This is a genomic window from Streptomyces sp. PT12 (assembly GCF_003311645.1).
Lineage (GTDB): Bacteria > Actinomycetota > Actinomycetes > Streptomycetales > Streptomycetaceae > Streptomyces.
On the sequence record NZ_QEST01000079.1, the window covers coordinates 222,405 to 246,190 of the forward strand.

Annotated in this window: 23 protein-coding genes; 9 read left to right on the forward strand and 14 right to left on the reverse strand. The window is 73.9% G+C overall.

What is annotated here, in order from left to right; translation table 11 throughout:
* Window positions 1-52: 52 nt before the first annotated feature.
* The 5 genes from DEH69_RS07380 to DEH69_RS07400 all read right to left on the reverse strand — a co-directional run bounded on the left by DEH69_RS07380 (window position 53) and on the right by DEH69_RS07400 (window position 7,070).
* Window positions 53-1,189, reverse strand: a complete 1,137-nt coding sequence (locus DEH69_RS07380; protein ID WP_113686065.1) for a glycerate kinase — start codon at window positions 1,187-1,189, stop codon at window positions 53-55.
* Window positions 1,190-1,310: 121 nt separating this feature from the next.
* On the reverse strand, window positions 1,311-2,738 hold the full coding sequence (locus tag DEH69_RS07385) for an NAD(P)/FAD-dependent oxidoreductase (RefSeq protein ID WP_113686066.1): 1,428 nt from the start codon (window positions 2,736-2,738) through the stop codon (window positions 1,311-1,313).
* 56 nt (window positions 2,739-2,794) lie between these two features.
* Window positions 2,795-3,619 carry an inositol monophosphatase family protein gene (locus DEH69_RS07390; protein WP_113686067.1) on the reverse strand — a complete coding sequence of 275 codons (825 nt, stop codon included), beginning with the start codon at window positions 3,617-3,619 and terminating at the stop codon, window positions 2,795-2,797.
* Window positions 3,620-3,754: 135 nt separating this feature from the next.
* Window positions 3,755-5,152: a hypothetical protein gene (locus tag DEH69_RS07395; RefSeq protein ID WP_113686068.1), complete on the reverse strand. Its 1,398-nt coding sequence runs from the start codon at window positions 5,150-5,152 to the stop codon at window positions 3,755-3,757.
* 109 nt (window positions 5,153-5,261) lie between these two features.
* Window positions 5,262-7,070: a gamma-glutamyltransferase family protein gene (locus tag DEH69_RS07400; RefSeq protein WP_113686069.1), complete on the reverse strand. Its 1,809-nt coding sequence runs from the start codon at window positions 7,068-7,070 to the stop codon at window positions 5,262-5,264.
* 23 nt (window positions 7,071-7,093) lie between these two features.
* Between DEH69_RS07400 and DEH69_RS07405 the strand changes: the two genes are divergently transcribed.
* The 3 genes from DEH69_RS07405 to DEH69_RS07425 all read left to right on the forward strand — a co-directional run bounded on the left by DEH69_RS07405 (window position 7,094) and on the right by DEH69_RS07425 (window position 10,451).
* Complete coding sequence (locus DEH69_RS07405) at window positions 7,094-7,852, forward strand: Sir2 family NAD-dependent protein deacetylase (protein WP_113686070.1); 759 nt, start codon at window positions 7,094-7,096, stop codon at window positions 7,850-7,852.
* A 1,025-nt stretch (window positions 7,853-8,877) separates the two neighbouring features.
* Window positions 8,878-9,591 (forward strand): SMI1/KNR4 family protein, encoded by a 714-nt coding sequence (locus tag DEH69_RS07415; RefSeq protein WP_113686071.1) that lies wholly within the window; start codon window positions 8,878-8,880, stop codon window positions 9,589-9,591.
* A 356-nt stretch (window positions 9,592-9,947) separates the two neighbouring features.
* The gene (locus DEH69_RS07425) at window positions 9,948-10,451 is read left to right on the forward strand and encodes a hypothetical protein (RefSeq protein ID WP_147255466.1); all 504 of its coding nucleotides are present in this window, start codon (window positions 9,948-9,950) and stop codon (window positions 10,449-10,451) included.
* Window positions 10,452-10,547: 96 nt separating this feature from the next.
* Here DEH69_RS07425 and DEH69_RS32460 read toward each other — a convergent pair whose 3' ends face one another.
* Together DEH69_RS32460 and DEH69_RS07430 are read right to left on the reverse strand one after the other, a co-directional pair.
* Entirely contained in the window at window positions 10,548-10,679 is a 132-nt protein-coding gene (locus DEH69_RS32460; protein ID WP_258534505.1) for a hypothetical protein, read from the reverse strand.
* Window positions 10,680-10,785: 106 nt separating this feature from the next.
* Complete coding sequence (locus DEH69_RS07430) at window positions 10,786-12,756, reverse strand: polysaccharide lyase family 1 protein (RefSeq protein ID WP_113686073.1); 1,971 nt, start codon at window positions 12,754-12,756, stop codon at window positions 10,786-10,788.
* A 247-nt stretch (window positions 12,757-13,003) separates the two neighbouring features.
* On the opposite strand from DEH69_RS07430, the gene DEH69_RS31330 reads away from it, so the two are divergent.
* Window positions 13,004-13,378 (forward strand): hypothetical protein, encoded by a 375-nt coding sequence (locus tag DEH69_RS31330; RefSeq protein ID WP_181727304.1) that lies wholly within the window; start codon window positions 13,004-13,006, stop codon window positions 13,376-13,378.
* A 238-nt stretch (window positions 13,379-13,616) separates the two neighbouring features.
* Here the strand turns inward: DEH69_RS31330 and DEH69_RS07440 are convergent, their stop codons facing one another.
* The gene (locus tag DEH69_RS07440) at window positions 13,617-14,174 is read right to left on the reverse strand and encodes an isoprenylcysteine carboxyl methyltransferase family protein (RefSeq protein WP_113686074.1); all 558 of its coding nucleotides are present in this window, start codon (window positions 14,172-14,174) and stop codon (window positions 13,617-13,619) included.
* Window positions 14,175-14,187: 13 nt separating this feature from the next.
* Window positions 14,188-15,240: a type III polyketide synthase gene (locus DEH69_RS07445; protein ID WP_113686075.1), complete on the reverse strand. Its 1,053-nt coding sequence runs from the start codon at window positions 15,238-15,240 to the stop codon at window positions 14,188-14,190.
* A 475-nt stretch (window positions 15,241-15,715) separates the two neighbouring features.
* Here DEH69_RS07445 and DEH69_RS07450 point away from each other — a divergent pair, with 475 nt between their 5' ends.
* A complete protein-coding gene (locus tag DEH69_RS07450; protein ID WP_113686163.1) occupies window positions 15,716-16,105 on the forward strand; it encodes a MarR family winged helix-turn-helix transcriptional regulator in 390 nt (129 codons plus the stop codon).
* Window positions 16,106-16,240: 135 nt separating this feature from the next.
* On the opposite strand, the gene DEH69_RS07455 is transcribed toward DEH69_RS07450, so the two are convergent.
* On the reverse strand, window positions 16,241-16,723 hold the full coding sequence (locus tag DEH69_RS07455) for a MarR family winged helix-turn-helix transcriptional regulator (protein ID WP_113686164.1): 483 nt from the start codon (window positions 16,721-16,723) through the stop codon (window positions 16,241-16,243).
* Between the two features lie 205 nt (window positions 16,724-16,928).
* On the opposite strand from DEH69_RS07455, the gene DEH69_RS07460 reads away from it, so the two are divergent.
* The gene (locus DEH69_RS07460) at window positions 16,929-17,492 is read left to right on the forward strand and encodes an NADPH-dependent FMN reductase (RefSeq protein ID WP_113686076.1); all 564 of its coding nucleotides are present in this window, start codon (window positions 16,929-16,931) and stop codon (window positions 17,490-17,492) included.
* Between the two features lie 104 nt (window positions 17,493-17,596).
* Here the strand turns inward: DEH69_RS07460 and DEH69_RS07465 are convergent, their stop codons facing one another.
* Window positions 17,597-18,472, reverse strand: a complete 876-nt coding sequence (locus DEH69_RS07465; RefSeq protein ID WP_113686077.1) for a LysR family transcriptional regulator — start codon at window positions 18,470-18,472, stop codon at window positions 17,597-17,599.
* 126 nt (window positions 18,473-18,598) lie between these two features.
* Between DEH69_RS07465 and DEH69_RS07470 the strand changes: the two genes are divergently transcribed.
* Complete coding sequence (locus tag DEH69_RS07470) at window positions 18,599-19,456, forward strand: aldo/keto reductase (protein ID WP_113686078.1); 858 nt, start codon at window positions 18,599-18,601, stop codon at window positions 19,454-19,456.
* A 23-nt stretch (window positions 19,457-19,479) separates the two neighbouring features.
* Here DEH69_RS07470 and DEH69_RS07475 read toward each other — a convergent pair whose 3' ends face one another.
* The 3 genes from DEH69_RS07475 to DEH69_RS31335 form a co-directional block, all read right to left on the reverse strand.
* A complete protein-coding gene (locus DEH69_RS07475) occupies window positions 19,480-20,340 on the reverse strand; it encodes an SMI1/KNR4 family protein (protein WP_309302766.1) in 861 nt (286 codons plus the stop codon).
* Window positions 20,341-20,412: 72 nt separating this feature from the next.
* Complete coding sequence (locus DEH69_RS07480) at window positions 20,413-21,549, reverse strand: methyltransferase domain-containing protein (RefSeq protein ID WP_113686079.1); 1,137 nt, start codon at window positions 21,547-21,549, stop codon at window positions 20,413-20,415.
* On the reverse strand, window positions 21,518-21,673 hold the full coding sequence (locus tag DEH69_RS31335) for a hypothetical protein (protein ID WP_181727305.1): 156 nt from the start codon (window positions 21,671-21,673) through the stop codon (window positions 21,518-21,520). The genes DEH69_RS07480 and DEH69_RS31335 overlap by 32 nt, the downstream gene beginning before the upstream one ends.
* Window positions 21,674-21,899: 226 nt before the next feature.
* Here DEH69_RS31335 and DEH69_RS07485 point away from each other — a divergent pair, with 226 nt between their 5' ends.
* Complete coding sequence (locus DEH69_RS07485; protein ID WP_258534506.1) at window positions 21,900-22,559, forward strand: ThuA domain-containing protein; 660 nt, start codon at window positions 21,900-21,902, stop codon at window positions 22,557-22,559.
* Entirely contained in the window at window positions 22,544-23,656 is a 1,113-nt protein-coding gene (locus DEH69_RS07490) for a Gfo/Idh/MocA family protein (protein WP_113686081.1), read from the forward strand. Before DEH69_RS07485 ends, DEH69_RS07490 begins: the two co-directional genes overlap by 16 nt.
* Window positions 23,657-23,786 lie beyond the last annotated feature (130 nt).

Here is a 23,786-nt window from a genome sequence, read left to right on the forward strand (position 1 = left end):
CCCCAACTCGCCGTCTCACCTGGCGCGTTCGGCCCAGCGCGGCGGCGCGTCCTCACAGCTGCTCGTCCGCGAGCTGCCTGGCCACCCGTTCGAGCAGCGGGCCCGCCTCCGCGATGCAGACCTCGGGGTCGGCCTCGATCGCGGTGAGCGCGTAGGCGCGTTCGATGCCCGCGCCGCGCAGCGCGTCCTCGGTCAGGGTCAGCCTCCCGCACACCGCGACCACGCGCTTGCCCGCCGCGCGCGCCCCCGCGGCCACGCCCGCCGGGGCCTTGCCATGGAGCGTCTGCTCGTCGAGCGAGCCCTCGCCGGTGACGACCAGGTCCGCGCGGCCGAGCGCCGCCTCGAAGCCCAGGACCTCGAGGAGCACATCGATCCCGGGGCGGAAGAGCGCGTTCAGCCCGACGAGCGCGCCATAGCCGACGCCGCCCGCGGCGCCCGCGCCAGGCGCGGTGGCGCACTCGGCGGCGCGCGAGCCCACGCTGCGCTCCAGTACGCGCGCGTAGTTGGCCAGCGCCGCGTCGAGCGCCTCCACCTCCACCGGGTCGGCGCCCTTCTGCGGGCCATAGACCGACGCGGCGCCCTCGGGCCCGGTCAGGGGGTTGACCACGTCGCTGGCCAGCACGAACTCCGTGTCCTTCAGCCGTGGATCGAGGCCCGACAGGTCGGCCGTCTCCAACTCCCGCAGCGGCCCGCCGCCATAGGGGAGCGGGTCTCCGTCGCGGTCGAGCAGCTGCGCGCCAAGCGCCGTGAGCATCCCCGCGCCGCCGTCCGTCGTGGCCGAGCCCCCGATGCCGAGGACCACCGTGCGCGCCCCCGCGTCGAGCGCCGCAGCGATCAGCTCCCCCGTGCCATAGGTCGTCGCGGTCATCGGCGCGAACGTGAACGGCGGCAGCAGCCGCAGCCCCGACGCCTGCGCCATCTCCACTACGGCCACGTCGCCGCGCAGCGCGAACGACGCGAGCACCGGCAGCCCCAACGGCCCCGTCACCTCGACCTCGACGGGCGCGAACCCTCCCGCGACCGCCGCCTCCACCGTGCCGTCGCCGCCGTCGGCGACCGGCAGGGACTCCACCACGGCCGTGGGCCTGACCGCGCGGATGCCGACCGTGACATGCTCGGCGACCTCGGCGGCCGTCAACGAGCCCTTGAACTTATCCGCGGCGATCAGCACGCGTGCTGTTTCCGTCATGTTCCGCCCTTATGTGATCACTCGGCTCGTGGCGACCCTATCCGCCGCCACGGGCCCTGACCATGGGCGACGCGGACGCCCTCGGCTCAGCGGCGCCCTCGGCTCAGCGGACGCCCTCCGCTCAGCGGGCCGCCGCCCGCAGCCTCCGCCACACGGCCTTGGCGGCGTTGTGCCCCGACATCCCGTGCACCCCGGGCCCCGGCCACGCCGCCGACGAGCACAGGAAGACGGCCGGGTGCGCGGTGCCGTAGGGGTTGAAGGCGGGGCGCGGCCTGAACACCGTCTGGAGCCCGGAGAACGCGCCGCACGAGAAGTCGCCGCCCACGTAGTTGGCGTTGCGCCGCGCCAGCTCCGCGGGGCCAGCCACCGCGCGCGCGAGCACCAGATCCCTGAACCCCGGGGCGAAACGTTCGAGTTGGCGCTCGATCGCCTCGGTGAGGTCCCCGTCCCAGCCGTTCGGCACATGGCCGTACGCCCAGAACACATGCTTGCCCTCGGGCGCGCGGCCCGGGTCGACCAGCGTCGGCTGCGTGGTTACCAGGAACGGCGCGTCGGGCGCCCGCCCGTCCACCGACGCCGCGCGCAGCGCCGCGCCGATCTCGCGGCTGCTCGGCCCGATGTGCACCGACCCGGCGCGGCGCGCCGTCGCGGACGTCCACGGAACGGGCCCGTCGAGCGCGTAGTCGATCTTGAACGCCGCCGCCCCGTACCTGAACCCCTCGTACGCCCTGCCGCCGAGGCCCGCGATGCGCGCGAGCGCGGTGGGCGAGGTGTTGAACACATAGGCGCGCGCTGGCGGCAGCTCGTCAAGGCGCTTCACCTCCACGCCGGTGTGCACCACCCCGCCGAGATCCCGCAGATACGCCGCGAGCGCGTCCGAGATCGACTGCGACCCGCCGCGTGCCAGCGGCCAGCCCACCTCGTGCGCCGCCAGCGCGAACACGAGCGCGATGGCGCCCGTCATGGGCGTCGAGCCGGGCGCGACCACATGCGCCGCGAGCCCCGCGAACAGCGCGCGCGCCTTGTCGTCCTCGAACCGGCGCGTCACCCAGGACACGGGGCGCGCGCCCGTCAGCCCGAGCCGGGCCAGCGTGACCGGGTCGCGCGGCAGACCGTCCCACGGCACCTTGAGGAAGTCGGCCGCGAGCGTGTCCCACTTCCCGGCGAACGGCGCCATCAGCCGCCGGTAGGCCGCCGCGTCGCGCGGCCCCAGATAGGCGGCGGTCTCCCCGACCGAGCGCGCGAGCACCGCCGCGCTCCCGTCGTCGAACGGGTGGGCGAGCGGCAGCTCGGGGTGCAGCCACTTCAGACCGTAGCGTTCGAGCGGCATCGCACGGAACGCGGGCGACCCGGCCCCCATGGGGTGCGCGGCCGCGCACGGGTCGTGCAGAAAGCCGGGCAGCGTCAGCTCCTCGGTCCTGGCGCCCCCGCCCACCGTCTCCTTGGCCTCGAACAGCTCGACCGACATCCCGCGGCGGGCCAGCTCCACGGCCGCCGTCAATCCGTTCGGCCCGGCCCCCACCACGACGACGTCGCGCATCGACGGCACCCGACAACTCCCCTCGCGGACGCTTCGGTCCCCCGAGGATACGCCGCCACGCTCCGTCACCCCTGGCGGGTCAGCAGCCCCAGCACCCGCTTGGCCGTCGCGGTGTCCCTGGCCGCGGTGAACGGCAGCGCGTTGCCGCCCTCGATGCGGAACGGGCCGCCCGTCAGCGTCAGATCGACGCCGCCCGCCTCCCTGACCAGCAGCAGGCCCGCGGCGTGATCCCACGCCAGCTCCCAGCTGAACGCCACCGCGTCCACGCGCCCCGTCGCGATCCCCAGGTACTCCAGGCCCGCCGCGCCGCACTGACGGGGTGCCACCCCCTCCGTCCACAGCCCGGACAGCGCGCGCTTCTGGCCGCGCGTGGTGTAGTCGGAGTGCGAGTACGCCACGTCGAGCGGCGCGCCGGGCGCGGGCGACCCGGCCACGAGCCGCCGCCCGTCAAGCCACGCCCCCTCCCCGCGCCGGGCGTGCGCCAGCTCGCCCTCCCCGAGCGCCGGCGCGAAAAGCCATGACGCCTCGATCGTGCCCCGGCGCGCGAGCGCCACCAGCGTGCAGAAACCCCGCTCGCCCCGCACGAACTGCCGCGTGCCGTCCACCGGGTCCACGATCCACACCGGCGCGTCCTCGCCCAGCGCCAGATACCCGGCCGGGTCCTCCGCGACGCCCTCCTCGCCCACGACCACGGAGCCCGGCAGCAACGCCGTCAGCTCGCGCCTCAGCCACAGCTCGGCGTTCCTGTCGGCGGTCGTCACCAGGTCGTGTGGCCCGGTCTTGACGGCCACCTCGTGGTCGGCCAGCCGCCGCCACCGCGGCATGACCTCCTCGGACACGGCCTCCCGCACCACACGTTCGACCGCCAGGGCCAGCTGTTCATCGATCACCCCACCATCGAAACACGCCCGCCCGCCCGATCCCGCGCGGCCCCTCCCCGGCCACGCCCGCTCCCCTGGCCACGCCGTTGGCTCAGGCACATCCTTCGTCCAGGCAACGTCCTGGGCTCAGGCAACGTCCTGGGCTCAGGCAACGCCCGCCCTGCGCAGCTCGCTCGTCACCGCGTAGTAGTGGCCAGGGGACACCTGGTACGCGGCGTCGAGCAGCAGCGGAACGACCAGGTGCGGGGACGGGGCGCCCGTCGCCGCCCTGGCCGCCTCGCCCGCCGAGCGCGCCTGCACGATCGCGGCGAGCAGTTCCACCGCCTCCTTGGCGTGCCCCGCCGACGACAGCTCCGCCGCGATCGTGCCCGCCTCGGGCGCCGGGCGGGCCGCGCTCTGCCGCAGCAGCTGACCGCAGTCCCGCCCACGCCCCGCCTCGGCCAGCGCGTCCGCGACCGCGGCCAGCGGGACGGGCGGCAGCGACGCCGCCTCCCACAGCAGCAGCGACAGGTCCGAGGTCATCCCCGTGTGCTCCAACTCGGCCATCAGCACGGGCACCCGCACCGGAGGCCCCGTCACCGCCTCCGACAGCGTGACGTGCGCCGCGCCGCTCTGGCCCTCCGCGCGCAGCCGCCGCAGCCGCTCCGCCGTCTCGTGCGCCGCCCTCCGGTCCTCGGGCGAAGGCTGCAACCGCGGCCTGCGCGCCGCCTCGCCGAGCGCCCCCGCGAACCGCGAGCCGGTCGGCGGCGGCGCCACCGCGGGCCCGGGCTCGGCGGAGGGCTCGGCCACCGGCGCGGCGCTCGGCACCGCCTCGTCGTCGAGACCGGCGAAACGCGCCCCCCGCGGCCTCTTCCGTTGCGCGGGCGCCGTCTTGCGCTCCGGCTCCCGCGCCCCCTTGCGCTCCGGCTTCCGCTCCGACGCGCGCTCCTCGGCACGCTCCTCGACATGCTCCGGTCCGTGCTCCGGTCCGTGCTCCGGCGCCTCACCCTCCCCATCCGCCCGCTCGCGCTCCCGCGCGCGCAGCGCCGCCAGGCGCCCCCGCAGCTCGGAGCGCCGCGACAGCACCCGCTCCTCGTCGTCCTGCGCCCACAGCAGCAGCGTCGCGAGGCGGTCCGCCTCCTCCTGCATCCCGGCCCGCCGCGCCGCCTCGTGCCCGGCGCCCAACTGCCGCAGCCGATCGCGCAGTCCGCGCTCCGCCCGGTCCAGCTCCGCGAGCCGCCGACTCAGCGCCTCCCGGCTCGTGGGCAGCGCGTCCTGCGCCGCGGCCGCCGCCTCGTACCCCGAGCGCAGCCTGCGCCCCGCCTCCTGGGCCGCGGCCGTTCCCCGCGCCCCCGCGAGGTCCTGGAGCAGGTCCGCCACCGCGTCCCAGGGCGCGAGGTCGCGCCCCGTCAGCCAGACGTCGAGCTCCTGCGCGCCCCGGCGCGCGAACGCCCCGTACCAACCGGCCTCCGGGTCGAGCACGTCCGTGACGGCCCGAAGCTCGGCCGTGAAGGCGGCCAGCCGGGTCATCAGCTCGCGTTGCGCCCACAGCACATCAGCCATGGGCGTACTGAACCCAAGTCGTGTTACGGGGCTTGTTTCGCACGGGCTACGGACAGTTTTCCGGGCGTGCTTTTTCCGTAAGAGGACACCGGGACCGGTTAAGAAATCCTCACCTGCCCACCGCATATCCCTGCATACCACGGGGATTGGCCGCCGCGGACACCGTTCCGGCCTCCGGATCGCGCGCCACCGCGCACAGCCGCCCCGCCGTCCACGGCTCGGCCACCGTCACCTCGTGCCCCCTGCGCCGCAGCTCGGCGATGGTCCCCTCCCCGACGCGCGACTCGACGGTCACGCTGCCTGGCCGCGTCTCCCGCGGGTAGAACGAGCTGGGGAAGCTGTCCTGGTGCCAGTTGGGCGCGTCGATCGCCCCCTGGAGGTCAAGACCGCCGCGCACCGGGGGCCGCAGCGCCAGCGCGACGAAGAAGTGCGTCTGCCACTGGTCCTGCTGGTCGCCGCCCGGCGTGCCGAACGCCAGCACCGGCTCGTCCCCGCGCAGCGCGAGCGACGGGCTCAGCGTGGTGCGCGGCCTGCGCCCCGGCGTGAGCGAGGACGGCAGCCCCGGCTCGAGCCACGTCATCTGCAACCTCGTGCCCAGGGGAAAGCCCAACTCCGGTACCACCGGGCTCGATTGGAGCCAGCCGCCGCTCGGGGTCGCGCTGATCATGTTCCCCCAGCGGTCCACCACGTCCACATGGCACGTGTCACCCCGCGTCTCCCCGTCCCGCGCCACCGTCGGCTCCCCCGTGCCCGCCGTGCCCGCCCCGCTCGCCCCGCTCGCGCCCGGCAGCGCCCCGCCCCGGCGCGCGTGGGCGCTCAGCCGCGGCTCACGCCCCGCTGGGCGCCCGGGGCGCAGCTCCGCCGACGCCTTCTCGCCGATCAACGCCCGCCGCGCGTCGTTGTACGCGGGCGAGAGCAGGTCGTCGAGCGGAACGGGCGCCGCGTCGCCGTACCACGCCTCCCGGTCCGCGAGCGCCAGCTTGCCGCCCTCGACCAGCGCGTGCACATACTCGGGCGTCCCGTGCGCGGCGGCGTCGATCCCGCCGTCGAGCAGGGCGAGTTGCTGGAGGAGCGCGGGGCCCTGGGACCAAGGACCCGCCTTGCACACCGTCCAGCCGCGCCACTCGTACCGCACCGGGTCCTCGTACCCCGCCTCCCACCCCGCCAGGTCGTCCCCGCTCAGCACCCCCGCGTGCCGCCGCCCCGACGAGTCCATGGCCGGGCGCGCCGCGTGCGCCGCGATCGCCTCGCCGATGAAGCCCTCACGCCACACGCGCCTGGCCGCCTCGATCCTGGTCTCGCGGTCGCCACCCGCCGCGGCCGACTCCCGCAGCAGCCGCTTCCAGGTGTGCGCCAGCGTGGGGTTGCGCATCAACTCGCCCGCGCCCGGCGCACGCCCCCCGGGCAGGAACACCTCGGCCGACGACGTCCACTCCTCCTCGAACAGCTCCCGCACGGCCTCGATCGTCTGCCCGATCCGCTCGACCGCAGGATGCCCGCCCTCCGCATAGCCGATCGCGTACCCGAGCACCTCGTCAAGGTCCTTGGTGCCGTGGTCGCGCAGCAGCGTCAACCACGCGTCAACCGCGCCCGGCACCACCGCGGCGAGCGGGCCGGTGCCCGGCACCAGGTCGAGCCCGAGCCCGGTGTAGTGCTCGATGGTCGCGCGCGTCGGCGCGGGCCCCTGCCCACACAGCACGCGCACCGGCGCACCCGCGGGCGCGAGGATGATTGGAACGTCCCCGCCAGGCCCGTTGAGGTGCGGCTCGACCACATGCAGCACGAACCCCGCGGCCACGGCGGCGTCATAGGCGTTGCCACCGTTCTCCAGCACGGCCATCGCGGACTGGGAGGCGAGCCAGTGGGTGCTCGAGACCATGCCGAAGGTGCCCTGGAGCGTGGGCCGCGTGGTGAACATGGTGCGGAGCTTACGCTTTTCGTATGAATCCTGACGAGGGTGCGCGCCGCCCCCTGGTGGCCCTGCTCAGCGGCGCCGGGATCTCCACCGACTCGGGCATTCCCGACTACCGGGGCCCGAACGGGCTGTGGCGCCGCGACCCCGACGCCGAGAAGCTGGTGACCTACGACTTCTACATGAACGACCCCGACATCCGCCGCCGCTCCTGGCTCATGCGGCGCGACAGCCCGGCGTTCCGCGCCAGGCCCAACGCCGCCCACGAGGCCGTCGTCCGCCTCGAGCGCTCGGGCGTCCCGGTCCGCGTGATCACCCAGAACGTCGACGGCCTCCACCAGGCCGCGGGGATGCCCGACCGCAAGGTGCTCGAACTCCACGGCAGCGCCCGCACGGTGCGCTGCGTCGACTGCGGCGAAGGCGGCACGATGGCGGACGCCGTCGCCCGCGTCGAGGCGGGCGAGGACGACCCGCCCTGCCGGGCGTGCGGCGGGATCCTCAAGTCGGGCACGGTGATGTTCGGCGAGAGCCTTGACCCCGACGTGCTGGCCGAGGCGGTTGCGATCACGCGGGCGTGCGACGTGTTCATCGCGGTCGGCACCAGCCTCCAGGTCCACCCGGCGGCCGGACTCGCGGGCCTGGCCGCCGAGCACGGCGCCCGGCTCGTCATCGTCAACGCCGAGCCGACGCCGTACGACGAGCTGGCCGCCGAGGTCGTCAGGGAGCCGATCGGCCGCGCGCTGCCCGCGCTCCTGGACCGCCTGGCCTCTGGAGCGGTCGGGGGTTGAGGGCTGGATTCCTGGACTGAAAGCGCTCCCGTCGGCCGCCGCCCAGTGCGGAGCCGATGGCTTCTGCGAGGACATCGAGAGCCAGAGCGGCGCCGAGCCATCGGGGCGCTGGGCCACCGAGTCCCCGACTGCTCGGGCACCGGCGCCGCGAGCGTGGACACGGCCGTCGCCCACGGCGGGACCACTCGGCGCAGTCGTCGCTGCCCGCCTGCCGCGTCAGCAGGACGCCCCCGGGGCGCGGCACTCGCCGGACCTCCCGCGCGGCCAGTCGGCCGTGGCGGTTCAGGACGACATCGACCGACCCGTCGGGGAGCGGCAGGTCCTCCCGCTCGGGGGCTGGCAGGACCGTGACCCCGAGCGGTTCAAGCCGACGACGGGCGGCGGTGACATTCGGCGGCCGCCGCCCATGTGTGACGAGGCAGGGGCCGGAGTGAGGCCAGCAGCTCACCGCCACCGGTGTCGATGTCCCGCAGGCGATCGGCGGCCGCGACGTGCGCGCGGGCCAACTCCCGGTAGGACCACGACGGATCAGAGCCCCGCGCCCGGACAGCCAGCCGAAGTCCCAGCCCTCGACCGGAGCCGCCATCGCGGCGGCGGCCAACGCGTCGTATCCATCGGCGGCCACCGCCGGAGCCTAGGAACAACTGCCAGCCCGGGCAACCGGATGGGCGCCGCACCGCCCAGGCCGGGCAGGCGGCGCCGCCCGCATCCGTGCGCGAGCGCCCGCACCCGTGGCACGGTGCCGAGCGCGAACGCGTTGCCCTCGACGAAGAAGCGCACCATGTCGACCACGACCAGCGCAGAACGTGCACCTGACAGCCGCTCTTAGGCGTGCCGACGGCCCCGGCGCCGCTCATGGCGCGCGTACTCGCGCGCGTCGATCCGCCAGGCGTGCGACCCGGGCTCGACCCCCTGCATGAGTCCCCTTCGTTCATGGCCGGTCGGCGCGGGAGCCCTCACCCCGCGGCCGGACCGGCCCCGGCCCGGGCCGATCAACGCGATGAACGTATCGGCATAATGTCCGCGTGACCGAAGTCCCACAGCCGCCTGTGGCCGATTCATGGGCGCGCATCGACGCGTGGCTCGCCGTTCATGCCCCGGCCGCCGCGGCCCGGTTGAACCCGGGGGCCGACCCGGCAGCGCTCGCCGCCGCCGAGCGGGTGCTCGGCATCCCGCTGCCCGCCGACCTCGCCGCCTCGCTGGCCCGCCACAACGGTGCTGACCCCGATGTCGAGGTGCTGCCCGACCTGAGGCTGCTCCCGGTGGACGGCGTGGTCGCGCAGTGGGAGCTGCGTAACCAGGTCGAGGCCGAGCTCCGCGAGGACGAGGGCGAGGGCGAGGACGAGGGCGAGGGCGAGGACGAGGGCGAGGACGAAGCGCTCGCGCCGCAGGAACACCCCTACTGGGACCGGCTGTGGATCCCCGTCGCCCACTTCCAGGGGGATCTCGACGTCATCGATATGCGCCCGGGCCCTGGCCAGGGCCGCCTGGGGTGGAGCGGGCACGACGGCTCGGGATCGTTCGGCGATGGCGCGTGGCCGTCGTTCGGCGCCTATCTCGCGGCCGTCGCCCAGGTGTTGATGACCGGCGAGGCGGCGCCTGGCGCGCCGGGACGGTTCGACGACCCCTATGTCGGCCCCGATGGCGAGCTGTTGTGGGGCTGGCTGCCGACGGGTGGGCTCCGGGGAACGGCGGAGGAGAACGGCTACCGCAGGGCGCCCGTCGGCCTTCCCAGCTGAAAGCTCCCCGGGCCGAACGCCCCCACTCGAACGCCCCGCCCGCTCGGGCCGGTCCACCCGTCGCGCGCATGGTCAGGCCGGTGATCCAGCGGCCGTCGGGGCCGACCGGCATCGCCACCGCGTCGGCCACGTCGGCGGGTTGGCCCAGCCCGCCCGATGCCGTCAGGCGCGGCACCGCCTCAGGTGCCTCCGGCGATGGCGCCCTTGCTTGCGGCACAGGCGCTCGACCACCGCCCGCAACGCATGCCCGGCGGCGGGCAATTCACCACTACGAGTGAAAAAGGGGCGGCTCGGGCGAGGAGTGGGGAGTCTCTTCGCGAAAGATCACCAAGCGCGAAGTGAACCACGAGGTGAAGATGGCTTCCGAGTCTCTCTGTCCCACCGCGGACCTCGAAGACCTGGCCGTCGGCGAGAAGATGATCGTGAGCGCCCACTCAGGTGGCGTGCTCATCCCCGACTCCTTCATCAACAAGCGGCAGCACCTCCAGGCGCTCCGCGAGGACCACCGTGAGCTGAAGGACTGCCACCGTTTCCGCTTCTCGCCCGCGGACGGCGGTGGATTCCGCATTGAGCACGTCTCGCACGAGCGCTATGTGGAGCCACTGCGCAAGAGCGAGAACGCCGCGATCTACGAGAACATCCGGTATCAGGGCCCCATCCTGCTGGAGACCGGGCCGCTGGCCGATGCCCGCGACACATGGGAGATCCGGCGCAGGGGCGAGTACCACCAGATCGCCCTCAAGGAGGAGGGCCTTGTCATCGGCCTGACGCACCCCGACCACAAGGACAGCTGGGTCACGCTCCTCGAGCCCTGGTGGAGCCTCGACCGCCTCTGGCTGATCCTCGACGCGCCCGACTGAGCCTCGGCGCGGGGGAGTTCGCGGCGTCAGCCGCGCGGCCGCGGCCGCGGCCCGCCCGCGCGGCTCGTGACTCCCGCGCGTCACACGGCGGCGCCGTCACCGGTGAGGCCCACCGGGGCGGCGCCGCGCGTGGGCGGCGGGGGCCCCGGCGCACCCGTCGTCCTCGGCCAGCGCGGGGATGATGCGCTCGCCGTGGACGTCGATCACGCGCTCCCGCTCGTCGTGCACCGCGTACGCCGCGAAACGGCGCGCCCCGCGATGCAGGCGGTCCGGCTCGGGGCGGCTGGATGACCCGCCCGGGCCGGGAGGTGTCGGTCGCGGTGCGCCGGGTTGGTCAGAGGGTGGGCTGGGGTCCGGCGCCCGCGGTGACCAGATCCGGCACGTCGGTGGCGGGGTCGGGGGTGTAGGCGTAGGGGAGGGGGAGAACGCCGGTGCCGGTGGTCTCGGGTGTGCCGGAGCCGATGTAGACGTTGTCGCGTTCGACGAGGTCGCCGGGGCCGGAGTCCTGGTAGCCCACGTGGGTGGGCGCGGGGACGTTCTCGAAGTAGTTGGCCTCGACGAGCACGCCCGCGTCCTCGGTGGAGGCGATGCCGTAGATCTCGTTGTTGTCCAGGTAGTTGTTGAAGACATGCACCGGATTGCCGTACCGCACGCGCGGGTTGCGTTCGGCGCTGCCGTCGAACCAGTTGTGGTGGTACGTCACCCGCAGATGGCCCGCGTCCTCGTCGGCGTTGCCGTCCGAGTGGCCGAGCAGCATGTTCTTGTCGTGCGTGGAGTGGTTCCAGGAGACCGTGACATAGTCCGAGCCTGACTTGACGTCGACCGAACCGTCGCCGCCGCTGGCGAAGAAGTTGTGGTCGATCCAGACGTTGGTGGAGCCCTCCTGGACGGTGATCGCGTCGTCGTCCCAGTCCGCGAAGTTCAGGTTCCGGATGATGACGTTGCCCGCCTCGCTGACCTTGAGCCCCGCGCCCCGGAGGCCGGAGTCGGTGCCCACGCCGATGACCGTCTTGTCGGAGGCCACGTCGTTCATCCCGTCGGGCATCGTGAGCACGCCGTCGACCCGCAGGGTCAGCGGCTCATCGGACTCAAGCAGCTCGGCCAGCGTGTCCCCTTCGGTGACGGTGACGGTCCTGCCGCCCGCGCCGCCGGTGGTGCCGCCGTTCTGCGAGGCCCAGCCGATCGGCCCGTCTTGCGCCTGCCCCGGCGTGGCCCGGGCGCCGGTCGCCGCGCCGGTGTTGCCCGCCCCGGCGCCCGCCGTGACCGTGGCGGGGACATCCTCGCATGGCTCCACGTCGTAGGCGTAGGGGATCGGCGCGACGGTGCCCCCGGCGGCGGGCTCCCCTGAGTCGGCGAAGCAGTTGTCCCTCGACACCAGGCTGCCGGAGGTGCCGCCGCCTCCGCTGAGCTGGAAGGGCTCGCCGACGCCCTGGAAGTAGTTGCCCTCGGCCAGGATGCCCGCGTCGGAGCTTGAGCGGACGCCGTACTTGCTGGAGTCGAGGAAGTAGTTGTTGTAGACGTGCACGGGGTCGCCGAAGCGCGCCCATGGGTTGCGTTCGACGGTGCCGTCGAAGAAGTTGTGGTGGTAGGTGGCGTTCAGACGGCCGCTGTCCTGGGGGCCGTTGGCGGCGCTGGCGCCCAGCAGCATGTTCTTGCCGTGGGTGCTGTGGTTCCAGGAGATGGTGACGAACGAGGAGCCGCGTTTGACGTCGGCCGCGCCGTCGTAGCCGCCGACGAAGGTGTTGTGGTCGATCCAGACGTGGTGGGAGAACATCTGGACGTTGATCGCGTCGTCGGCCCAGTCGTCGAATGTCAGGTTCTGGACGATGACGTTGTGGACCGCGTCGGCGGGAGGCTCGGTGACCGCGTCGTCGCCCGGGAGCCCGATGTTCAGCCCGCCGCCGGTCAGCCCTGCGTCCGCTCCGAGCCCGACGATGGTCTTGTCGGAGGTGACCTGGTGCATCGGGCCCGGCAGGTCGATCGTCCCTTCGACCTCGATGATCAACGGGCCCTTGTGCGCGATCGCTTCGAGGAAGGCGTCCGCGTCGCTCACCGTCACCGTCTCGCCTCCGGCGCCGCCCGTGGTGCCGTCCTGGCCCCAGCCAGGCACCGCGGCAAAGCCGTCCGGGGTGCCGATGGCGCCGGTGACCCGGCTTGCCGCGCCGGGGTCCGCGCCCGCGCCGGTGGGGGCGAGCGCCACGAGCGTTCCTGCGACCAGCGCGCCGACCGCGCCGACCGCGCCGACCGTGCCGACGCCCCGCGCACGGCGCCTTCGCCGTGTGCCTTCCGGCCTGATGTGACCCATCGTGTGACCTCCTCGGGAGAGCCCGCGCGCTCGTCCGGCGGTGGGATGTCCTTGTCATGGAGAGCCTGGGCGGAAGCCTGTGGGCCATAACGCGGCCCGTGTGGACTGGGCCGCTCCGCCCGCGACGGCTACCACCACGTCTCCCTGACGCCCGCGCCGGGCGGGCCCGACGTGGACGGCTGCCGGTCGGGGAACGCCGTCGACCCGGGCGACCGGCCGCTCGCCCCGACGCCTTGACCACGGGCTCATGGACGGTGCCGCTGCCGACGTTGCCGCTGATGTAGGGGGCGGCGCCCAGGAGTTCACGTTCAACGCCCGCGGCGCCTCGACGACATCGAGCCTGATGCCCTCCTCGTCGTGGGGGATGGGGGAGGACGAAGAGGACACCATCGGGGTGAGCACGATCACGCACAGTGCCATGAACGCGGGCCATTCGGTGGTGAACTGCCCCACCGCGCTGGGGATCTTGAGCACGACGGTGCGCTTCTCCGGCGATGAGATGAAGACGTTGGGCAGGATGAAGTCGCTCCACACTCCGCGTCAGCGGCCCCCGCTCGTCGGGCACGTACTCGGCGACGACGAGCGGGGAGCCGCCCGCGGCGCTGATCGCGTCCACCACTGAGCCGGTCTCGGCCGCGGGTCGGCCGCCGTGGTCGCGCACCCACCGCGGCACCGCGGCGGCCGCGCCCTTGCGCACCGAACCGCCCCTCCCTCCCCTCCATGGCCGCCCTCACCGACCGCGGCACCGTCACGGGATGCGGCGCCTCCGCGAACGCCCCCGCGCCGCCCGCCGACGGCGTCCGGTCCTGCGGCGTCCGGTGCTATGGCGTCCGGTCCTGCGGCGTCCGGTCCTGCGGCGTTCAGTCGAAGGCCGGGGTATCGCGCCGGGGCGCCCCGGCCCCCGCGCTGGGGAGGCGGCCTCCGAGGGCGGCGTTCTCCGCGCGGATGCGCACCGCGAGGGCGGCCGCGTTGACCAGGGTGAACGCGGCCGCGGTCACCCACGCCCCGCGGACGAGCGGCAGCGCGACGCCCTCGGCCACCACGGCGGCATAGTTGGGGTGGCGCAGCCACCGGTAGGGACCCCTCGCGACGAGCGGCAGGCCGGGGACCACGATGACGCGCGTGTTCCAGCGGGGGCCGAGCAAGCGGATGCACCACCAGCGCAGGCCCTGGGCGCCCAGCACGACCGCGGCCATCGGCCACCCGATGGCGGGCACGAACGGCCGGTGCGCCGCCCGGGTCTCGACCAGGCACCCGGCCAGCAGCCCCGTGTGCGCGGCCACCAGGAGCGGGTAGTGCCCTCGGCCCGCCTCGACGCCGCCGCGCGCCCGGCTCCAGGCGGCGTTCCTGCGGGCGACGCGCAGCTCGGCGATGCGTTCCGCCGCGACGCCCGCGATCAGCAGGGGATACGTGACCATGCGTCGCCTCCCGTCACCAGCGCAGCAGGACGAGCTCCGAGGCGAACCCCGGTCCGAGCGCCGTCAGCAGGCCCCAGGTGCCCGAGGGCGGGCGGCGGTCCATCGTGTCCCGCAGGACGTGCAGCACCGAGGCGGAGGAGATGTTGCCGATCTCCGCGAGCGAGCGCCAGGTGAGGTCGAGGGCGCCTTCGGGCAGGCCGAGGGTTTCCGCCATGGTCTGGAGGACCTTGGGGCCGCCGGGGTGGCAGACCCAGGTGCCGATGTCGTCCCGCGTCAGCTTGTGGTCGGCGAGGAACTGGTCGACGTCCGCCGCCAGATGGGTGCGCACGATGTCGGGGATCCCCGGGTCGAGCACGATGCCGAAGCCGTCGTCGGCGATGTCCCAGCCCATCGCGCGCTCGGTGCCGGGGTAGAGGCGGCTGCGGGACGCCACCACGGCGGGCCCGTCGCCCGGCGCGGGGCGCCGCTCATCGCCGCGGGCGACGAGGGCGGCGGCGCCGTCGCCGAAGAGGGCGGTGCCCACGACGTTGGCGGGGGAGGGGTCCGTGCGCCGCAAGGTGAGCGAGCACAGCTCGACGGACAGCAGCACCGCCACATGCTCGGGCCAGCCGCACAGGTAGTCGTGGAGCCGACCGATCCCCGCGGCCCCGGCGGCGCAGCCGAGGCCGAACACCGGCAGGCGCTTGACGTCCGTGCGCAGCCCGAGCCGTTCGACCAGCCGCGCGTCGATCGAGGGGGCGGCAAGGCCGGTCGTGGACACGAACACCAGCAGGTCCACCTCGTCGGGCGCCACCCCCGCGGCGCGCAGCCCGCCCGAAACGGCGTCGGAGCCCATGCGCACCGCGGCGGCGACGAACGCCTCGTTGCGCCCCCCGAAGCCGTCGAGCCCCGCGTAGGCGTCCAGGGGCAGCGCGGTGTGGCGGTGGCCCACCCGCGCGGAGGCGTGCACCCGTTCGAGAAGGGCCCCGTTGGCGTCCGGCAGGCAGGCGCGAGCCAGCCGCGTGATGTCCCCCTGCGCGTGTCGGTAGGGAGCGAGGACCTTCTCGACTCCGGCGATATGGCTCATAGGCGTCCTCACATGGGTAGCCACACAGGTAGGCGTCCTCATACAGGCGTCCCCGAACCGCTGGTGGCGCGGCACGAGTGTCCTTCGCCGTGTCCCTCGAAACGGAATCGCCGCCCGGGGTGTTCGCACGGCGCGGCGTGGGTACTCGGACGGGTCACGCCCAGGGGCTACGGGGCGTGCTCGGGGCTTCTGCCCCGCGCGTCACTTTTCCCGCGCTCGGGCCGCGAGGGCGTGGACGCGGACACACCCATCTCCGCGTGAACGGTGACCGCGATGCCGTCGTCCGTCTCCTCCCGGGAACATGCGTGGGGCATGACCCGGGCGCCAGGGCCGGGTCGGGGTCGAGGGCGAGCGGGGGCGGCGGCGAGCAGGGGCGGGGTCGAGGGCGGGGGGTGCTGGCTAAGCTGGCCAGGTGACGCGCGTTGCCCCACTGAACCCTCAGGAAGAACAGTTCTGGCGTGCCCTGATGCGGGTGATGATCGCCTTGCCGCGGGCGTTGGACGACGATGTGCTGCGCGCCACGGGGCTCTCGATGACCGAGTACGCCGTGCTGATGAATCTCTCCGAGGCCGAGAACCACGAGCTGCGCATGACCGAGCTGGCCGCGGCCACGGCGTTGTCGGCCAGCAGGATCACCCGGGTCGTGGAGGCGATGCAGTCGCGCGGCCTCGTGGTGAAGCGGCGCCACCCGGACGACGCGCGGGGCAATGTGACGACCCTGACGCCCGAGGGATTCGAGCGGCTGCGGGCCGCCTGGCCCGCGCATCTCGCCAGCGCGCGCGAGCGCGTCGTCGACCAGCTGGACCCGGCGTCGATGGCCGCGCTTGCGCGGCAGTTCGAGCGCGTCGCCGAGGGCCTTGGCTGACCCCCTCGCCCCTCGTTGAACGAGGGGATCGTTGAACAATCCCCTCGTTCCCGCGTCCCCTCGCTGCCCCGTCCCCGCGTCCCCCTGTCCCCGCGTCCCCGCGTCCCCCTGTCCCCTCGTTGAACAAGAGGGCGTTCAGCAGGGGCGGGTGGGCCCGCCGGGGTCCAACTGGGTGGCCACCTGGACGAATTGGTCGGCGAGGCCGTCGAGGGCCGCGCAGTCCAAGTGATCGATCACACGCCGCCGCGCGCTCGCCAGGTGCGCGGGCCAGGCGCCGACGAGCCGTTCGAGCCCCTTCTCCGTGAGCCCCGCGACGTTTCCGCGTCCGTCCTCCGCGTGGCGGCGCTTGGCAACGAGGCCGCGCGACTGGAGGGAGTCCACGACCCGCGTGATCCGGCTCGCGGACAGCGCCGTCGCCGCGGCGAGGTCGGTCATGCGCAGCTCGTGATTGTCCGCCTCGGACAGGTGCATGAGGACTGTGTACTCGGTCAACGTCAGCCCGGTCGCGCGCAACAAGTCGTCGTCGAGCGCCCGGGGGAGGGCGACAAGGACCCGCTGCAACGCGCGCCAGAAGCGCTCCTCGTGGGGCTGGAGGGGGGCGTTGGCGGGGGTGGCCATGGCCCCATAGTAGCTTGCTTTACTGAGCAAGTAATGGGCGGAGTGTGCCGCTCCAGGCCCTCCCGGCCCCGCGGGTCGCGCTTGCGCCGCGCCGGGCACCTCCCTAGCATTGCTGACGCAAGCAATTTTCAATGCGGGGTGCCCCCGTCAACGCCGGTCGCTCCGGCGCGCTCCCCGCTCCCACCGTCTCCACGGAAGACCACACATGGCTGACTTGAAGATCGCGATCATCCTCGGCAGCACGCGCCCCGGCCGCAACGGCAAGGCGGTCGCCGACTGGGTGCTGGACAAGGCCAAGGCCCGCACCGCGGCCGACTACGAGCTGGTGGACCTCGCCGACTACCCGCTGCCGCACTACGACGAGCCGGTGCCCGCGTCGTTCGGCCAGTACGAGGGCGAGCACACCAAGGCGTGGGCGGCCAAGATCGCGTCGTACGACGGCTTCCTCTTTGTCACCCCCGAGTACAACCACTCCACCTCGGGTGTCCTGAAGAACGCCATTGACCACATTTACGCCGAGTGGAACAACAAGGCCGCCGCCTTCGTGAGCTACGGCTCCCTCGGCGGCGCCCGTGCCATCGAGCACCTGCGGGCCATCGCGAGCGAGCTCCAGATCGCCCATGTGCGGCAGCAGTTGAGCTTCTCCCTCTTCACGGACTTCGAGAACTTCTCGACCTTCGTGCCGGGGCCGCAGCACGAGGAGGCGGTCGTGTCGCTGTTCGACCAGCTGGAGAGCTGGACGCGCGCGCTGAAGACCGTTCGCTCCTGAGCCTCGCTCCCGAGCGTCCTCCTCCTCGGCGACCCCGGGCGCCCCTGGTTCCGATCCGCCGTTGCGCGGTCGGGGCCAGGGGTGCCGGTGTCCGGTGAAGTGGCTCAGGCCAGATACGTGAGCAGCTCGCGGGCGGCCGGGCTCAGCCTGTCCTCGTCGGGCAGCACGGCCGCGACCTCCCACGTCTGCTCCTCCGCGCCCACCAGGTCGAGCGCCCGTAGCCCGGCCGCGTGCTCCTTGCGGGCGATCGGCCGCGGCACGACGGCGATGCCGAGGCCGTGGTGAACGAGGTCGATCAGGCTATGCACGTCGTTGACCTCGAGGGCGACCCTGCGGTGGACGCGTGACTCGGCGAAGGCCCGGTCGGTCACCGCCCGCGCGCCCCAGTCGGGGTGGAAGTCGACGAACACCTCGTCGCCCAGCTCGTCCCATGCCACCTTCCCCGCCTCGGCCAGCCGGTGCGCGGGGTGGCACAGCGCCACCATGGGCGCGCGAGCCAGGGGCAGCAGCCGAACGCCCTCGGGCGGCCTGCCGAACACGGCCGCGAACGCGAGGTCGAGCCGCCCCGCGGTCACGTCGTCGACCAGCGCCGCCGCGCCCGCCTGCCGCAGCCGGATCTCCACGGCCGGGTGCTCGGAGCGGAAGCGGGCCAGCAGGGCGGGCATGTCCACGCCCGCGATGCACTGTTCGGTGCCGATCGACAGCACGCCCCTGACCAGGCCCTGCACCGCCGCCACCGCCTCCTTGGCGGCCCGCACGCTGGACAGGGCGCGGGTGGCCTCGGCCAGCAGGGCGCGGCCCGCGGCGGTCAGCTCCACGCTCCGGGTGGAGCGCACGAACAACGGCGCGCCCAGCTCGTGCTCAAGCGCCCGCACCGAGGCGGACAGGCCCGACTGGGAGATCATCAACCGCCGGGCGGCGCGGGTGAAGTGGCGCTCCTCCGCGACCGCGACAAAGTACTCGAGGTGCCGCAGCTCCATGATTGAGAAGCTTAGCTCATCAATGTATTCGCTTTCTTCTATTGGACTTCTGTTCGTGCGCGCGTGAGGCTTTCTTCCGTGCCGCGCGGCAGCGGCACATGGAGCCGAGGAAGGGCTTGACACAACATGCACTCTCGTCGCATCGGTGACGCCGAGGTCAGCGCGATCGGACTCGGCGGCATGCCCATGTCCATCGAGGGACGGCCCGACGAGGCACGGTCCCTCGCCACCATTCACGCGGCCCTCGACGCCGGCGTGACGTTCATCGACACCGCGGACGCCTACCACAGGGACGCCGACGAGGTCGGCCACAACGAGACCCTCATCGCCAAGGCGCTAGCCTCCCACGGCGCGGGCGCGGACGTGCTGGTCGCCACCAAGGGCGGCCATCTGCGCCCCGGCGACGGGAGCTGGACCCTGGACGGCTCGCCCGAGCACATCAAGCGGGCGTGCGATGACTCCCTGCGCCGCCTCGGCGTGGAGGCCATCGGGCTCTACCAGTTCCACCGCCCCGACCCCAAGGTCCCCTACGCCGAATCCGTCGGCGCCGTGCGGGATCTGCTCGACGCGGGCAAGATCAGGCTCGCCGGGATATCCAACGCGAACCCCGGGCAGATCAGGGAGGCCAACGAGATCCTGGGCGGCCGACTGGTCTCCGTGCAGAATCAGTTCTCGCCCGCCTTCCGTTCGAGCGAGCCCGAGCTGCGGCTGTGCGACGAGCTGGGGATCGCGTTCCTGCCCTGGAGCCCGCTCGGCGGCATCGCGAGCGCGAGCGAACTCGGCTCGCGGTTCGCGCCGTTCGCCCGCGTCGCCGAGGCCCATGGCATCAGCCCGCAGCGGGTGTGCCTGGCGTGGATGCTGGCCAAGTCCCCCGTGGTCGTGCCGATTCCGGGCGCCAGCCGCCCCGAGACGATCCGCGACTCGGTGAGCGCGGCCGATCTGACGCTCACCGCCGAGGAGTTGGCCGAGCTGGACGCCGTCTGACCGTCGGACGCGGCGGGTTCACTTCACCGGGTCCCCGCCGCGTCACGTTCCCCACCGGTCTCCTCGACCCCGTCCCCCTCCCCGAGCCCTCTGTCCCCGAGCCCGTCGGCTGCGAGCCCGTCGGCTGCGAGCCCTCTGTCCCCGAGCTCGTCGTCCTCGAAGGCGCCGTCGTCGTCGCACGCGAGCCGGTCCCTCGCGCCCGGGCGGCCGCCCTCCGCGACCTGCCGCTCCGCCTCGGCCAGCCAGGTCAGATACCAGGCCGCGAATCCCACCGGCCTTTCCTCGTCGTCGAGCAGCGGCGTCAGGTCCTCGTCGTCGACCCGGTGGTCGGCCCAGATCCGCCCGCGCTCCGGCCCGCTGACGACCAGCCAGTAGCGCAGCGCACAGCCCAGGTGCGCGATGACGATCGCCCCGACCGTGCGGTCGCGCGACCACATCACGGACTCCCACTCGCGCTCCCAGGACTCGATCGCGTCGTCGAATCCCTCGGCGTCGTCGAAGTCCTCTTCCTCCGGCCGCTGTTCGAGGAGCGTCCGCAGCCGCTCGGGGTCGGCGCAGCGGCGCGGGAACGGCTCGCCGAGCCGGTCCACCTCCACAAGCGCCGTGCCGTCGCCCTCCCATCCCCAACGCCCCTGCCGCCTGCGGACCGGGAAGACACCGTAGGCCGGGCCCGCGCCCCCCGCGCCGACGCCGAGCAGGAAGCCTCGGTAGTCGTCCGGCAGCTCGACGCCCAACTCCCCTTCGAGCGCGGCCAGTTCGGCGGGGTCGAGCACGTCTTCGAGCGCGAAGCCGTGTCCGATCGCGCCGAACACGGCGTCGTGCCCCGGCCGGTCCCGCAGCGCCTGCACGCGCTGCCGGACACCGGCCCATATCGCATCGTTCATGCGGGGACCCTATGGGGTCGCCCCACCGTGTGCCCCGTGCGCCCCCACTCCCCACCCGCCCCGCGAGGCGGCTCACACCGTGGCGTCCACCGGCCGGTCAGGGCGGTCGAGCCAGGGCGTCTCGCCCTTCTCGTCGACCGACAGCCCGAAGCGCTCGACCGGTGGCTCGCCCGCCGAACGCCACCACTCCCACGCGGCCAACAACTCGTCCCACAGCGGGCGTTCACCCGCGCGCCGCACCACCACGCCGGGTCCCGTGCGCTCCCGGCGCACCGCCGCGGTCCAGCCCGCGCCCGACAGGTCGTAGAGCCACTGCGTGTGGCCGTCGTCGTGCCGCTGGACGGCGTGCGAGGCGCGTTCGACGCGCAGCCCCGCCAGGAAGGGGAACGGGTGCCACATGCCGTGCGGAGGCCAGACGCCGGTCCGCGTGTCGGTGAGCGGCAGCCCAGGCGGGAACGTGGGGTGCGCGGTGCGATGGGCGCGCATCGGCATGAAGTTGACCACCTGGAGGAACGGGCCCTCCGCCGTGCCGTCCCCGCGCACGGTCAGCCGCACCAGCGCGTCGCGCCCGCGGAACGCCGTGCCCCACGGCGCCAGGATGCTGCCGCCCGGCCTGACCTGCGCCAGCCACCGCCTGGGGATGCGGCGCAGCCCGCAGGTGACGATGATCCGGTCGTACGGGCCGCCGTCCGGCACGCCGAGCGCCCCGTCGCCGACGACCACCCGGGGGCGCAACCCGGCGCGGCGCAGGGCGCGTTCGGCCGCCGCGGCCACCCCGGGGTCGATCTCCACCGTGGTGACGGAGCGTTCACCGAGGCGGTGGGCCAGCAGCGCGGCGTTCCACCCGGTGCCGGTGCCGACCTCGAGAACGCGCATCCCCGGCTCGGCGTCGAGCGCGGTCAGCATCGTGGCGACGAGCCGGGGCGTGGAGGCGGAGCTCGTGGCGTGCGCCCCGCGTCCGCTCTCCGCATGCGCCCCGCGCCCGCTCCCGGCGTGCGCGCCCCCGTCCCACTGCGTCACGATCGGCACATCCGCCTCGGCCGCCCGCCACCACCCCTCCGGATCGCGGGCCAGGTCGAGGGTGTCGAACGCCTCGCGCTCCTCGTCGTAGGGCCACATCACCCTCGGCAGGAACGCCGCCCGTGGCACCGCCGCGAACGCCGCCGCCCACCCCGGGTCAGCCGCCGCGCCTGGTGTCCTCGTCGTCATCCCGGTGCTCCCCGCCCCCGGACGGCGCGCTGCCGTCCGTCGTCGGCGCCGGAGGCTCATAGGGCGTCCCCGGCAGCCCGTCCTCGCCGAGACCACCCGTGCCGTCCCCGTGCTGACCTGGCACTGTGCGCTCCTTCCACCCAAAACTCCCTCGCCCGATCCCTTCGGCACCGCGGCGTATCCGGAACCGTAGGCGGGGCCGAGGGGCGCGCGGGAGGGCGTGAACTTCCCACGCGCACCCTCTCCGGCCCGCACGGGCGCGCCCTTGCCCGAACGGGTGTGCACAGATTGAAATGGTGACCCATGGGATTGACGACGACTTCCGGAATCCCGGGGAGCGTGGGGACCCCGTGACCTCAGCGAGCCGACAGGCCCTTGTGGTCCGGGGCGGCTGGGACGGGCACTGCCCCGTCGAGGCCACGGACCTCTTCGTCCCCTTCCTCGCCGACCGGGGCTTCCGCGTCCGCACCTCCGACTCCCTCGACGTCTACGAGGACGCCGCGCTGCTCGCGGCGACCGACCTGGTCGTGCAGTGCTGGACCATGGGCGAGATCAGCCCCGCGCAGTGCGCCGGGCTGACCGCCGCCGTCCAGGCCGGAACGGGCCTGGCCGGGTGGCACGGCGGCATCGTGGACGCCTTCCGCGCCAGCCACGACTACCAGCTGCTCACCGGCGGCGCCTTCCTGCGCCACCCGCCCGGCTTCGTCGACCACGCGATCACCCTGGTCCCCGGCCGCGCCGACCACCCGGTGATCGAGGGCCTGGGCGACTTTCGGGTCCACACCGAGCAGTACTGGACGGTCACCGACCCGATGAACGACGTGCTGGCCACCCTCACCTTCGAGCCCGACGAGGTCCGCGCGGAGCCCGTCGTCATGCCAGCGGTGTGGACCAGGAGATGGGGCGGCGGCCGCGTCTTCGTCTCCACGATCGGCCACAAGCTCGACGACTTCGACGTCCCCGAGGTCCGCGCCATCACCGAGAGGGGCCTGCTGTGGGCCAGCCGCTGAGGATCGGCATCGTCGGCGCGGGCGCGATAAGCGGCGCCTATCTGGGCACCCTGGCGCACGCGCCCGCCCTGCGCCTGACCGCCGTCGCCGACCTGGACCTGGCGCGCGCCGAGCACTTGGCCGAACGGGCCGACGGGCGGGTCGCGGTGGCGGGCTCGGCCGCCGAGCTGGTCGAACGTGACGACGTGGACGCCGTGTTGAACCTGACCGTGCCCGCCGTCCACGCCACCGTCGCCCTGGCCTCGCTCGCCGCGGGCAAGCACGTCTACGGCGAGAAGCCGCTTGCGGCGACGCGCCAGGAGGCCCAGGCGATCCTGGCCGCGGCGCGGGCGGCGGGCCTGCGCGTGGGCTGCGCGCCCGACACCGTGCTTGGCACCGGCACCCAGACCGCGCGGCGGGCGGTGGACGAGGGGCGCATCGGCGAGCCGATCGCGGCCACGGCGTTCATGACCACCGCGGGGCACGAACGGTGGCACCCCGACCCGGAGTTCTACTACCGGCCGGGCGGCGGGCCGCTGCTCGACATGGGCCCCTACTACCTGTCGTCGCTCGTCCACCTGCTGGGCCCCGTCGTCCGGGTCACCGGCGCGGCCTCACGGCACAGGGCCGAGCGGTCGATCGGCAGCGGGCCACGGGCGGGGACCCGTTTCCCCGTCGAGGTGGACACGCACGTGACGGGCATCCTGGAGCACGCGGGCGGCGCGTTGACCACACTCGTCATGAGCTTCGACATCCACGCCGCGCAGTTGCCGCGCATCGAGGTGCACGGCACGGAGGGCTCGCTCTCGGTCCCCGACCCCAACGGCTTCGGCGGCCGCCCCGCCCTGCACGGCGGCGGGGGAGGGGAGTGGGAGCCGCTGCCCGAGACGGCGGGCCACCAGGAGGGGCAACGGGGCGTCGGCCTGGCCGACTTGGCCGAGTCACTGGAAGAGGACCGCCCGCATCTGGCCTCGGCCGAGCTGGCCGACCACGTGCTCGACACCATGCTGACGCTGCTCGACGCGGCCGAACAGCGCGTCTCCCTGCCGGTCACGCACACGACCGAACGCCCCGCCCCCGTCGGCGCGTTGATCGCCCCGATCGTTCCCACCGGCTGAACTCCCCCTCGCGGAACGGCGCGTGGCCGATCACGCAACGCCCCCGTAGGTGCCAGCCCTGAACCGCACCGCCCCACATCCGGCACTCGGCGGACGGCTCATGGGAGGGCGTCAAGACCGTAGCCGTGCC